Consider the following 12631-nt stretch of genomic DNA (forward strand, 5'->3'; position numbering starts at 1 on the left):
CCGGGATACCGGTTGGATCCGAGTGGAATGGTGAGTTGGTCCAGGGTGGCATAAGCATTTCCCTTGGACTGCAGTAACAATTCGCCTGACTTGAAATCCAGCAAACCTAATTCCACCGTCACGTGATTTTCAGTCTGATGACCGTTTAACGTCTCGACTTCAGGGAGAACGTCAACGGCCTCGAAACTCTATGTATGAACGGTCTACTTGACGGGGAAGCTTACAACCTGTCCCCCCATGCTTTAAATTAAAGTATAGGATTGCCTACTGATTTGGTGGAAATCCAATATTCATTGATAACGTTATTTTAGATCCGTATTACAAGAGCCGTATGATGGGAGATTATCACGCACGGTTCTGTGAGAGGCTTGGGGTAGATTTCCCCCTTGTCTACTCGACTCCAAACACGTTGTGGTTCACGTTGAATGGCAAGACGATTTATGGAAGAATGTAGTACTAACCCAATTATTTAAATTGGTGTTAAAAAATATGGCTTAACAAAAGATTCGTTAATTTTGTTACCAATAAAATTGTACATAAATGAAGAAGAAATACCCAATTTCAAGACGCGACTTTATTAAACTATCTGGCGCGGTTGCTGCCGGTGCAATATTTTTCCCTTTAGGAGTTTGTTTTTCTGATAAAGCACCTGCACCATTGGTGAGGGATTTTGGCCGGATGAAAACTAAGGTTACGACTGTGGGGCTTGGGGGACAAGCGTCGATACAATGGACCCCGGATGATGTTGATCCCGTTTCTATTATTCTTAAAGCTTTTGAATTGGGTGTAAATTATTTTGACACTTCAAACATGTACGGGCCTAGCCAATTAAATTATCATAAGGCATTTGAAAACTTAAACCTTTTACCCGATTCAAAGCCTTATAATAGAAAGCTAAGGGAATCATTTACATTAACCAGCAAAACACTTATGAGGTGGGGCAAACCTGGCTGGACGCCGGTTGAGAATGTTCGAAATGCGTCAAATGGCAATGATGTCCAATGTGCAATAGATGACCTTAAGCGATCATTATCACAGATTTTTGGCGATGGAAAAGGTAACTACCCCGAAGGCTCTTATCTTGATTTACTGTTGGTTCATAGCATAACCAGTTTTGAAGAAGTCGATGTACTTTATAAGGGACTGGAAACACCCCTAAATCCGGATGAAAACTTTGGCGCTTTGGTTGCCTTACGCGACTATAGAGATGGCACTAATATGACCGGAACAAATCCCAAGAATGAAAAACTAATAAAGCACATTGGATTTTCAGGCCACAATAATCCACCGGCTATGATTGATATGATACAGCGTGATGAATTTGATTTGCTTGATGCCATGTTGGTATCAATAAATTCGAATGATAAGTTGTATTTTAATATGTCAAACAATGTAATCCCTATTGCCAAGGCTAAAGGCCTTGGCATAATAGGGATGAAAGTTTTTGCCGATGCTGCTATGTATCATAAAGAACCTAGATTCTCAAAAACTCCCGCCGATGTTTATTGCAAAGTAGGTTCACCTACTTTGCCAAGCAATGAATTAATTGAATATGTACTTTCTTCACCAGATATTGACACACTTATTATTGGGATTGGTCATATCGATGAGGATCCTCTTAAATGTCAGTTAACTCAGAATTATTATGCGGCTCAAATACTGCCAGATACACTCTCAATAGCAGATCGATTTAGGATAGAAGAGAAAACTGCAAAAATACGAAATGGGAGGACGAACTTTTTTCAACTTGACAAAATTGACCTTACATCACCACGAGATATAAAACGGGAAAATTTTAACGGTAAAACGAAGATATCCTGGCATACGGCCTATGCGGCGGCAGCTCCAATTTCACACTATGAAATTCTAGTGGATAATAAGGTTATTGGAAAAGTAAAACATAAACCTCAAATAAGAAAGAGTAGCCCTTTTGTTTTCGAAACTGAAGAATTAAATACCGGGAACCTAATTGTTTATGCTGTTGACGAGGCTGGAAATAAGGCCTAATATTTTAGCGTCCCAATCCCTGAATCAACACTTGTGTTTTATGTAGAGCAATAAAACTTGAATGAGATCTTGGCTAGTAACAATTGGGAGACCTCAATAGCGTACTTCGAATAAACCAATTTCTTCCCCATGTTTTTCCTTGTTTTGGCGAAACAGCATTTTCTTGAGCAGTCATCCTTACCCAGAAACTCGGTCATTGGCATTTGTGTCAAAGACACGTTCCCTCATTATGCGTACGCATACTCGCCCTTCGTCATGCAGCATCAGAGAGGCAAGCGTTTAAAGACGTCCAGCAAGCGTCGGGCATACCCGAATTCGTTGTCGTACCAGACAAGCACCTTTGCGATGCGTCCTTGTAGGACCCGGGTTGAGAGTGCATCGATAATCCCGGAATGGGGATCTCCCAGAATGTCCGCCGAGACTAACTCCTCTTCGCTATAGCCCAAAATGCCATTGAGTGGCCCATTCGCCGCCGCCTTGAAAGCTTCATTCACTTTCTCGACACTACATTCTTGACGAAGATGCACGACAATATCGGTGATGGCTCCATCCACCACCGGTACACGAATGGCAATCGCCTCCATGCGTCCGTTCAGTTCCGGGAGCACTTGTATGGTGGCCATGGCAGCTCCTGTGGTGGTGGGTATCAGTGATACGGCGGCTGCTCTACCACGTCGTAACTTCTTGGCCGGGCCATCGACCAAAGCTTGGGAAATGGTATAGGCGTGCACGGTCGTGACCATGGCATACTCAATTCCAAAATTGTCTTGGAGCACTTTCAAAGGCGGAGCCAAGGAATTTGTGGTGCAAGAGGCCAACGAGATTATTTGATGCCTGGCTGGATCGAACTGGCGATCGTTGACTCCTGGGACTATGGTGACATCCGCTGTTGGGGACGGGGCACTGATGATGACCCGCTTCGCGCCGGCGTCCACATGCTTGGCCGCAAGATCGCGCTTGGTAAACAACCCCGTACATTCAAGCACGACATCCACCCCCAATTCCTGCCATGGCAAACGGGCTGGATCCTTTTCGGCGTAAATTGGAAACCGAGATTCTTTCATGAGAATCTCATTGCCCTCGACGGTCACAGGGTATGGCGTGCGCCCATGCACGGAATCAAACCGGAGGAGATAAGCCAAATTCTCCGGTGAGACCAAATCGTTGGCTGCGACAATCTCCACATCCTTTGATGTATTTTCACAATATTGTCGTAATACTAACCGTCCGATACGTCCGAGTCCGTTGATGGCCACTTTTTTCATCGAATCCGCTCCTTCAAAATAGGTCTATCGATCTTCGATCATCTTGTTCTCGAAAACTTTTTGACTTTGACCTTTCCGACACTATTCTAACTGACCATAAAAAGTCCTCTCTCACGGTCAAACGTTCATTTCGCCAGGCTTCGTCATTAGGGTCGTACGTAGCAAAATAGTTTCAAAAATATGCCCACAGACCCCTGTGTACTTGAATAGCACAATAAGGAAAAGCTCGCCTATGTCTTTCAATAATTCTCGGAAATTCGTTGATTATTTCAAGGTCTGAAATTTTCCTGTTTCCTTGTAGGAATATCTTTATTGCTTTTCAGGCTATCCCGTTCAAAGCGCAGAGAAAAGGAGTTGGGCTTGCTTTGGACAAGCCCAACTCCTTTATCTTGAATAAACATCTTTTAGTTGGGTTGGAAGGTGTAACCTTTGTGGTTAACCGCCCCCTTCTCTCAGTCTTCCCCCTATTAGGGCAGGGTATAGGTGAGGGTGGGCCAGACAGCATAGCCACTGATTACCCCCTTATCCTTTGGGCCGATATCCATGCGAGAACGAAATGCCGTCGTACCCGATATCCCCGCGAAATCGCCTGTGCCTCCAATATGAGTCCATTCGCCCTGGCATTCTTCGGTCGAACCCGAACACCGAAACAACGTATAAACCATCCCGGTGCCGTCATTTGGAGTGATTACGCAGAATCCTTGCGAGTCCCGCTCCTTGGTATTCCTATCTAAATTCATTGTGACAGGACAGTGCATCTTCGCCGCTTGCATTGGACCTCTAACGATCCCCTCCCCCTTCTGGATAAAAATGACTCCGTCAAGCACGCCATGGAATAAAACATGTTCATCTCCGATTTCATGAGTTTCACCTTTGCCAATCCAACTGGACATCGCATGACCGGCTTCGACTGTCGCACCTAACGCGGCCCCGGAAATCCAAAAACATGCAACAAATGTGGCAATCATGATTTTGAAAACGGTCGTGAAACGCATGTCATACCTCCTTTAGTTAAAAAATTCGTGTGTAAAGACAAAGCTTGTGATTACAGGAACTCCGAATTCAGGACCCTTAAGATTTCAATTCTTCATTGCCAAACTGATTATGGTCCATCATGGCGTAAAGTCTCTTGCTCCCCTTGAAGGGTCAAGTCGATGTTTAGTCAAAGAGAATCAAGGGTTTGAGCATCCCATCCTCTTTGGTTTTCATCATCTGGAAGGCCTTTTCTACCTCGCTGAAGTTGAAGCGATGAGTCGTGAGCGGGGTAGGATCCACTCGACCCATCACAAGGAGTCTCATGAGTCGTTTCATCCGCTCGGCTCCTCCCGGACATAGTCCGGTTCGAATGGTTTTATCACTCATCCCGACCCCCCACTCTACTCTTGGAATTTCCACAAATTCTCCATCGCCGTGATAGCCAATATTAGAAATCGTTCCCCCAGGCCGTGTCGCCTTGATACAGCCCTCGAAACTGGCTTGAATTCCCAGTGCCTCAATAGCACCATCCACACCTAGCCCATCCGTCAGATCAAGAATCGCGGTGACAGGGTCTTGAGTTTTAAAATCGATGACCACATCTGCACCAAACCGCTTGGCCAGTTCTTGTCGATGCGGCACTGCTTCTACGGCAATGATAAGCCCTGCTCCTAACAATTTCGCGCCAGCGGTCGCCATCAATCCGACCGGGCCCTGCGCAAAAATGGCAACGCTTCCACCAATGGGAATGTTGGCGTGTTCGGCCCCCATAAAGCCGGTCGACATCATGTCGGTGCAATAGAGCGCCTGCTCATCCGTCAAGCCAGGCGGGATCGGTGCCAGATTGGCTTGCGCGCTGTTGACATGGAAATATTCCGCCATGTTGCCATCCTTCACATTGGCAAATTTCCAGCCTCCAAGCATGGTGGTACATTGGGAGGTGTACCCTCGCAAACAATTCTCACAAAGGTAACATGGGGTAATGGCATTAACGACGACGCGATCGCCTTCTCGAAATCCCTTTACCGCATGACCGAGCTTATGTACGATCCCGACCGCTTCATGGCCAAGGGTTAAATTCCCCCGTTCCCCAATGGCACCAGCCACCGTATGGATGTCTGATGTACAGACGAGTGCGGCAGTGGTTTTAATGATCGCGTCATTGGACCCCGGATCGGGTATGGGCTTATCCATCACGCCCACCTCGCCGATCCGTTTCATCACAAATGTTTTCATGATTTCAGCCATTTGCTTTCCTCCTTTTCCTCATGAGGATTACCAAACCCCTTTGCCAGGCTAATCGAGGAGCACCCTTCTCATGGGTTGAGACTCTTGCCTTGACAGGCTCCTATTTCCCGGATTTTTTCCACCTGGTATTTGCCACCAACAACACCACGGGAATTTCGGTTTGACTCACCATGGTGTCCACACCCATACAAGAAAAGTTATGCTCCTTACTCACGAGATTACATATGAATGTGGATCAACCATGGTAAAAATCTTCTCGAACGATCTTTCCGTCCTTCCAGGTTTGAACAGCCACCTGATGCATCGTCACACGGTTTCCACCCTTAAACGTGAGATCAAATGTCCATTCTACGGCCGCATGGTCCCCGTCAACAATTGTCCGTCCAACTTGAGCTCCATGAAATTCCTGAACATTCCCAACAAACTTTTCCTCATATTCCCTATTAGCCGCTTTCCCGACTCGTTCGTCTTTTCGATTTTCACTCATCACGACGTGGTCAGCGTAATACGCGTCAAATGTTTCCAAAAGTTTTCCAGCCAAAATACCATCGATCACAGCTTGAACCTGGTGTTGAATATTCATCTAATTCTTCTCCTCTTGCTGAGCGGTATCATCTTCTTCTCTATGCTATGCCATTTAAAAAATCAGCAACTCCTGAGACACAGGCTATTCCAATTTATTGGGCTTTTGCTTCTCCGTGTGCTCAGGTTCTTCCCAGTCGAAATTCGCAGACAGGTATCGCGAACACCCATGGCCTGTTTGGTTTGGTTTCTTTTCTCTTCTGCTTGACTCACAATAATGGTTTACGAGCAAGGTAGATGCCAGGCTAAACCATTCTGGTCTTGTACCCTTTCACTAAAAGCAAAAATAAGTGGAAACTTCAGGAGATAATGTTTTTTTTAGCTCCCCCTCTCTCCGGACCAAATGCGCTGTCATTCGGAAGGCCAACACGACTGTTAATCATAGAAAGACACTGGCAGTGACGCGTTTTTCCTCACTATCAAAACTGAGGCGGGTATTTTCTCCACACTTTTCCTATGTCCCCATGTAAGGAATTAACCTGAGAACTTGCCTACATAGTGGAAATGCCCTAATTTTTCTTTAATGTTGAGAAGTGAAGTACTCAGTCGCTCGACACCTCCCCATTAAAAACATTGGGGCCTCTCTTGGGTAGGGTTTAGCTCAGAAACGTTTTAGATACGTACATCTGAAAAATGCGAGGCAACACCCCCCAATGACAATGTAAGGTGCGTACTGCTGAGCCAGGTCCGGAACCTGAAGCGGCGATGCGGCTTGAACAGTTCAGGTATGATCAGATGGCGGGATAGGTCAAAAATGGAATGGTGTCTGTGGGTTCACGACCGAACCTTGTCAGGCGTACAGTCATAGCTACCGCAACAATGATAGAACAGGGTTCAAGAGTCGAACTGCTATCATCCATCTTGGATTCCACTCGCTAGTGCAACAGATGGATGAATGCCAAAACACACTTGATTCAGGGGTTTGAACCCCAGAGCTTTTCTAGGAGTCTTTCGGACTTTTGATCCTAGTATGTTAAAACGCCGGGTATTAAAAACCCCAATTGAGGCAACAGACCGATGAGTCATACGTTTCAGCAAATTGACCGAGACATACTGTATCTGCTCCATCGGTCTCTGAGCGACTGGTTGCCGCAAAGCCATCTGGCCGGCTTTGTTGTCAAGACTGTGGAGCAGTTTGACCTCACTTCAATCAAGGCCGTCGATACCGTGACCGAGATGAAGCATCGACAGAAAAACCAAGTCGGTCGTACACTCTACAGCAAACGGGAAAGCAACGTGGAACCGGTCTTCGGCATCATCAAAGCGGTCATGGGATTCCGCCGGTTCCTGCTCCGAGGGGTGGAGTCCGTCTGCGGAGAGTGGGATCTGGTCTGCATGGCCTGGAATCTGAAGCGGTTACATGCTCTGGGGGAATAACAACGACGGGAATGACCTTTCAATCCGACCAGAAAGTCGGGCAAAGTTTGACCGCAGGGGCGTTGATCACCATATCAACAGCGAAAACAGTGGATCACTGTCCACTTTGGTTGGTCAAGCCAGACAGGACTCCTAGAACGATTGTTGGGTTTGCTCATTACCTGTTGAATCTCTTTCTGAGTAATAGACTGAAAGGGCCGATGTTTCGGGAAATACTGCGGAATCGGACCACTCGTGTTTTCATTGAGCCCGCGTTCTCAGTCCGCATAGGGATGAGCAAAAAAGAAGTGGACCTTCAGAGCCTGAGCAATGGTCTCATGATGAGCGAATTCTTTCCCATTATCCGAAGTTACCGTGTGGAGCGGAAGACGCAGCGGCATCAATAAGGTCATGACTGCGCCAGCCAGGGCGTCGGCGCACAGACGTGAGATTTTCGCGATGAGGCTCAATCGTGATTTGCGCTACGTTTAGGAGATGAGGGCTGGCTGATGGCCTTTGCTGATCACGTTATCCGCTTCCCAGGCGCCGAGCCGACTCCGGCGCTCGACCACCGCAGGGCGATGCTCGATGGAGATTCTGTTGGGAATGTGGCCCCGACAACTATATGTGCCATACCGTTTCCGGCGGTGGCGCTGACACCGCAAATGCCGGTAGAGCGTGCCCTGGGCCTGTTTATCGCGATAGACATGTTGGTAAATCCATTCCAGGCTCACGAAGGTTCCCTGATGCATGCGCAACCAGCCACTGATCTGTTCCGGACTCCACTCTTTCTTGAGCAGACGGTTGACGCGGTGCCAGATTTTGGCAGCAATACGCCGTCGGGTTTTGGAGGCCAGCCGGAGCAACGGGAACCGGTGGGCTTGTTGCGGGCGATACCCGCGCCGCCCCTGATTTCGCTGCACTTCACGGCTCATGATGGATTTGTGGACACCAATCAATTACTGACCGGTAAAAGAAGCCACGATGCTACCGCACCTGACCTCTTAACCCGAACCATTGAGTTGCACTTACAGCTCTGAATTCACGCCCTCTACTTGGCTCACAATGATGGAAATTCGAAATGTTAAGCTAGGCGCCTCCTACTCAGACAGCTTAACCGGGGAGACAAAGCCAGGGGGTTTAACGGCGAGCACGGAACATTGCACCTGTTCGAGAATCGCTTCTGCGGTATTCCCAATGAGCCATCCGGCTATGCCTGTCCGAGCAACCGTTCCCATGACCACCAGATCGGCCTGCAACTGCTTCACCGTTTGCGGTATGACCGTGGAGGGTGCTCCGCGGCGCAAATGAAATTGAGGCGAAAGATGGTCATAGGCCTCTGTGCCTATTTGATCTCTTAACTGCTTGCCAAGGCGGTTAAACGCGCTTTCATGACGTGATCGTTCACCTTCAACATAGGCCATGCTGGCTTCACTGTCGCTCCATGACTTCACCTTCATCTCGTATGGGGCATCCCACACATGAACGACATTCAGTGCGGCAAATTTGGATATCGCGAGCGAACTTGACAGCTCAAGAATCTGACGGTTGAGCGTTTGCTCTGCTGCGTCAGGGATATCCGGGTTGAGGTCGACTGCTGCCAGAATGCGCGCGTAATCCGACTGTTCCGCTGAGCGTGTGAGCCACACCGGACAGGGACAGTTGCGCAGCAGTTGCATGTCGTCGCTGCCAAACAGCCGTTCGAGGAAGTTTGGATTTTCAGCCGGCTTGATCAGCAAATCGTATTTGTGACGTAAAATGGCACGAATCACTTCAAGATACGTCTTGCCCACCAGCACGTCCAGCCGGATGCTGAGGCGTTCCTCATAAGGCCCGACCAGGGACTCCAGCCATTTTCGGCGCTCGCTCACCATGGCTGTCTGTAATTCATCTGCGGTGTGTCCGCCGGGCAGCAACCCGATTCCGGCGGTGAGGGCTGGAATGACATCAATGACCGTCAGGTCCGCCTGATTGTTTTTCGCCACTGACACGGCCCGCGCGATCGATGGCTCCTGTGCAACAGATGCTTCGGATACGTAGAGAATATGTTTGAAGAGTTTCATCCAAATTTACCCCCATTCCAGAAAATCAACGCCGCATCCCACCTCCGTGGCGGCATGACGACGATCCAAGGCTTTCTCGCTCCTTCATCCAAAACGAAATCAGTCTACGCGGGTCCGATCTGCTCCCGAACCCATTTATGTACCACCTTGATCATGTCTGGTGTGTGCTCGGAGAACATGTGGTCTGCCCCTTCAATCTGTTCGAGCTGCTTGGGTTCATTCGCTCTTTCGAAAATGTCGAGCGAATCCTGGAGGGGGACAACGTCATCCTCAGTTCCGTGGACGAGCAGCCAGGGGACCTGGATCGACGGAGCACGGGTGACGATGGTCCCGATGGCCGCCATGTCGTCCATGTAAGCCTGCGACAGTGGGCACGCCGACTCGTCCCACATGAAGCCCTCATCCGGCGTGACGTCGCCAAACTCGCGCTGCGCGAACGCTTCCGTATGCACCATTCCGGCAAGTGAAACAAGTCCGACAATACGTGTGTCTTTGCCAGACTGAAGAACGCCGACGGCTCCGCCCATGCTGTGGCCGACATACAGGATATTCCATCCGTCCAGCGCGTCGATCACGCAGCGCAAGTCTTCGACTTCCTTGGAGATCGTGGAGTCCTCGAATCGACCTTCCGAGTCGCCATTACCGGAGAACGACATCCTGAGCGTCGGGATACCGTTGTGTGACAGCGCTTCTGCCAACGCGACGACGAACGGGCGATCCTTATTGCCCGTGACACCGTGCCCGAGGACAACGATGACCTTCTGACCTTTTTCGCCCCGATGGAATGTGTAGTCGATTTTTTCGCCTTCGATGTTGCGAATGGTTCCGAACATGATTCCCCCTGTGATCGGTGAAAATTCTATTGATCGTCATCGGCGTCAGTTCAAGCCCCGCCTGCCAAGGGCGACAGAGTCGGGACCCGCCGACAGGTGGAACAAAAGGACGGATCGACACTGTTGCCGACAAGGCAGGGCCCTGGACCTCAACCTGTCTATTCCTTGAGATTGTTGGGTCCCGGTGAAGCTAGCACCTATCCCGTCGCCGTGTTGACAATCCATGCCGATTTTCTCCCGAGCAGGTATTCTTTGTCCACCGCATCGGCGTTCTCCCGTGGCTCAACACGATTTTTTCCAAGGGAAATACCTTGCCAACTCGAACCTTGATTGTCCCGCTATGCACGAGTTGGGACCCTCCCGTCAAGACTTCAGTGGTGATATGGGTCAACTGTTTAGTGGCCGCCAGCCGTTACCGCCCTCTCCGTCTCTAGCCGAATCACACTTCTTTTTGGCGCGCCCGATTGGACGACTCTTCTGAGCCGATCGACGACGATCCTCTTTGCTGGACCGTTCAACTCTCTCACTGAGCTTTGCCGCGTTGCAGCTTGTAGCCTCTGTAGAGTAGCGCACCGGCGATCCAGGTGAAGACTAGGACGACTGGATAGGCTAACAGGCGTGGGAAGAACGCGAAGAGAATCGCCAACGTCAGTATCAGCACTCCCGCCGTCACCGTGATACGTGCTTCGAGGGGTTCGAGCACACGCCGGTTCGTGAACGCCGCGCCCACGGTGTTGGCGATGCGGAGAGCGCCTGCAGCGGCACGCCCGCCGCTCCCTCCGCCGCTGGTGAGTATTGGATGCGGATGGCGCGGCTGATTCGGCGTGCGCAACTTCCGCTGAGCATCTAAGACCACCTCGGTCGCGTTCTCCAAGTCCTGCAGATACGTCTGCTCCATCAGGCACGCGAAAGGTTCGTCTTCAACGACGACATCCATTTCGCAATTCCCTAACCAACTGGCGATGTTGAGATTCGTCGAACCGACGCGCGCCCAATGTCCATCGGCGACGGCCGTCTTCGCGTGCAGCATCGTCCCGTTCCACTCAAAGACTCGCACACCCGCTTCCAACAAAGGACGATAACCCGCTCTGGACAATAGCTTAAGAAGCGGAATATCGGTTGCGTTCGGCACAAGCAGGCGCACGTCAACGCCGTCGCTCGCTGCCGCACGCAACGCTTGCACATAGGCTGTCGTCCCGGCGTAATACGCATCGACCAACCAGAGGCGTTTCCTCACAAGGGCGGCCATAAGTAGATCGACGCGAAACATCCCCGCCGTCGCCGGCACGCTCGCCACAACGCGAAGGGCCGTTTCGCCTTTCTGCGCGTGCACGGGTGGTTTGACCAGACCGCACTCAGGAATCGGCTCTCCTATCATCGCCCAGACATCTGCGAACGCCTGCTCAATGACAGCCACCGACGGTCCGCGCACTTCCACGCCGGTATCGCGCCACGGTTCAATCTTCTTTTCAGGCACACCCACCCACATCTGCCCAACGCACAAGCCGGTGACAAAACCCACCTCGCCATCCACCGAGATCGTCTTGCGATGGTCACGACTGAGCCAGCCAAAAGGTGAGTCCCAGCGCGGCGGGTTATAGCAACGCACTTCCACGCCGCCCGCGCGCAAACGGTCCCAAAAAGCGCCCGACGCTCTACCGAATCCGCCCATCCAGTCGTAAATGAGACGCACGCGCACGCCTTCCTGCGCTTTGTCGACGAGCGCGTCGGCAAACATCCGACCCGCATCGTCTTCGTGAATGATGTAGTTCTCGAAGTGAATGTACCGTTTCGCCCCACGGATTGCATCGAGCCACGCGGGGTAATTCTCGGACGCGTCTTTGAGCAGTCGGATGGTGTTGTCTTCGATCAGGTGTGCACCGGCGGCGCGCGAGAAAGCCTGGTTTGCAAGTGAACGAAGGGGTAACATCGCGGCGCGCTCACGGTTATGGAGTTGTACGGCGGCGTCCATGGTCATTGGCCCTTCACGTCATCGCCATTGACGGCGGAGTAGGCAATATACGTGGAAGCATCTTCCCGATATTCCTCTGTGACCCCGTTGAACCAGTCACCGGAAGCGAAGTTCGGGCGGCCAGAGCGCATCAACTGTGCCGATATATATCCATCCGACGCGTACATGATGGTGCCCATCGGACGCTCTCCCATGGGGTATACCGGCGCAGACCCGTCCACGGGATTTTCCACATAGAATTCGAGCTTCCATGTCCCAATCAGTTGGTCACGCAATGTGTCTTTCATATGATTGCTCACTGTGATGTCCTTACGAAGCCTGCTGCATTGA

At 50.5% G+C, this 12631-nt stretch carries 12 protein-coding genes; 3 read left to right on the top strand and 9 right to left on the bottom strand.

The features are described from left to right. Positions 1-540: 540 nt before the first annotated feature. A complete protein-coding gene (locus tag AAH187_RS16995; RefSeq protein WP_342349673.1) occupies positions 541-2007 on the top strand; it encodes an aldo/keto reductase in 1467 nt (488 codons plus the stop codon). Between the two features lie 263 nt (positions 2008-2270). On the opposite strand, the gene gap is transcribed toward AAH187_RS16995, so the two are convergent. From gap to AAH187_RS17015, 4 genes are all read right to left on the bottom strand, one after another. Beyond that, entirely contained in the window at positions 2271-3272 is a 1002-nt protein-coding gene (gene gap / locus AAH187_RS17000) for a type I glyceraldehyde-3-phosphate dehydrogenase (RefSeq protein WP_342349674.1), read from the bottom strand. 467 nt (positions 3273-3739) lie between these two features. Continuing rightward, complete coding sequence (locus AAH187_RS17005; protein ID WP_342349675.1) at positions 3740-4267, bottom strand: hypothetical protein; 528 nt, start codon at positions 4265-4267, stop codon at positions 3740-3742. A gap of 163 nt (positions 4268-4430) precedes the next feature. Continuing rightward, positions 4431-5495 (bottom strand): NAD(P)-dependent alcohol dehydrogenase, encoded by a 1065-nt coding sequence (locus AAH187_RS17010; RefSeq protein ID WP_342349676.1) that lies wholly within the window; start codon positions 5493-5495, stop codon positions 4431-4433. 235 nt (positions 5496-5730) lie between these two features. After that, positions 5731-6078: a nuclear transport factor 2 family protein gene (locus tag AAH187_RS17015; protein ID WP_342349677.1), complete on the bottom strand. Its 348-nt coding sequence runs from the start codon at positions 6076-6078 to the stop codon at positions 5731-5733. A 1016-nt stretch (positions 6079-7094) separates the two neighbouring features. On the opposite strand from AAH187_RS17015, the gene AAH187_RS17020 reads away from it, so the two are divergent. Together AAH187_RS17020 and AAH187_RS17025 are read left to right on the top strand one after the other, a co-directional pair. Beyond that, positions 7095-7454: a transposase gene (locus tag AAH187_RS17020; RefSeq protein ID WP_342349678.1), complete on the top strand. Its 360-nt coding sequence runs from the start codon at positions 7095-7097 to the stop codon at positions 7452-7454. Positions 7455-7465: 11 nt separating this feature from the next. Next, a complete protein-coding gene (locus AAH187_RS17025) occupies positions 7466-7840 on the top strand; it encodes a hypothetical protein (RefSeq protein ID WP_342349679.1) in 375 nt (124 codons plus the stop codon). 81 nt (positions 7841-7921) lie between these two features. On the opposite strand, the gene AAH187_RS17030 is transcribed toward AAH187_RS17025, so the two are convergent. The 5 genes from AAH187_RS17030 to AAH187_RS17050 form a co-directional block, all read right to left on the bottom strand. Continuing rightward, positions 7922-8368, bottom strand: a complete 447-nt coding sequence (locus AAH187_RS17030; protein WP_342349680.1) for an IS30 family transposase — start codon at positions 8366-8368, stop codon at positions 7922-7924. Positions 8369-8533: 165 nt separating this feature from the next. Beyond that, positions 8534-9496, bottom strand: a complete 963-nt coding sequence (locus AAH187_RS17035; protein ID WP_342349681.1) for a universal stress protein — start codon at positions 9494-9496, stop codon at positions 8534-8536. Positions 9497-9600: 104 nt separating this feature from the next. Beyond that, positions 9601-10329 (bottom strand): alpha/beta fold hydrolase, encoded by a 729-nt coding sequence (locus AAH187_RS17040; protein ID WP_342349682.1) that lies wholly within the window; start codon positions 10327-10329, stop codon positions 9601-9603. 523 nt (positions 10330-10852) lie between these two features. Beyond that, the gene (locus AAH187_RS17045) at positions 10853-12307 is read right to left on the bottom strand and encodes a phospholipase D-like domain-containing protein (protein ID WP_342349683.1); all 1455 of its coding nucleotides are present in this window, start codon (positions 12305-12307) and stop codon (positions 10853-10855) included. Next, positions 12304-12631, bottom strand: a 328-nt coding sequence (locus AAH187_RS17050; RefSeq protein ID WP_342349684.1) for a lipocalin-like domain-containing protein, incomplete at its 5' end; no start/stop codon positions are given. The genes AAH187_RS17045 and AAH187_RS17050, both read right to left, overlap by 4 nt.

Origin of the sequence: uncultured Nitrospira sp. (assembly GCA_902500695.1) — a bacterium.
Lineage (GTDB): Bacteria > Nitrospirota > Nitrospiria > Nitrospirales > UBA8639 > Nitrospira_E.

What these genes read in the sequence shown, in the direction of transcription:
- AAH187_RS17020 (WP_342349678.1), top strand. Translation starts at nt 7,095, where the DNA reads ATGAGTCATACGTTTCAGCAAATTGACCGAGACATACTGTATCTGCTC.
- AAH187_RS17015 (WP_342349677.1), bottom strand. Translation starts at nt 6,078, where the DNA reads ATGAATATTCAACACCAGGTTCAAGCTGTGATCGATGGTATTTTGGCT.
- AAH187_RS17010 (WP_342349676.1), bottom strand. Translation starts at nt 5,495, where the DNA reads ATGGCTGAAATCATGAAAACATTTGTGATGAAACGGATCGGCGAGGTG.
- AAH187_RS17030 (WP_342349680.1), bottom strand. Translation starts at nt 8,368, where the DNA reads ATGAGCCGTGAAGTGCAGCGAAATCAGGGGCGGCGCGGGTATCGCCCG.
- gap (WP_342349674.1), bottom strand. Translation starts at nt 3,272, where the DNA reads ATGAAAAAAGTGGCCATCAACGGACTCGGACGTATCGGACGGTTAGTA.
- AAH187_RS16995 (WP_342349673.1), top strand. Translation starts at nt 541, where the DNA reads ATGAAGAAGAAATACCCAATTTCAAGACGCGACTTTATTAAACTATCT.
- AAH187_RS17035 (WP_342349681.1), bottom strand. Translation starts at nt 9,496, where the DNA reads ATGAAACTCTTCAAACATATTCTCTACGTATCCGAAGCATCTGTTGCA.
- AAH187_RS17005 (WP_342349675.1), bottom strand. Translation starts at nt 4,267, where the DNA reads ATGCGTTTCACGACCGTTTTCAAAATCATGATTGCCACATTTGTTGCA.
- AAH187_RS17040 (WP_342349682.1), bottom strand. Translation starts at nt 10,329, where the DNA reads ATGTTCGGAACCATTCGCAACATCGAAGGCGAAAAAATCGACTACACA.
- AAH187_RS17025 (WP_342349679.1), top strand. Translation starts at nt 7,466, where the DNA reads ATGACCTTTCAATCCGACCAGAAAGTCGGGCAAAGTTTGACCGCAGGG.
- AAH187_RS17045 (WP_342349683.1), bottom strand. Translation starts at nt 12,307, where the DNA reads ATGACCATGGACGCCGCCGTACAACTCCATAACCGTGAGCGCGCCGCG.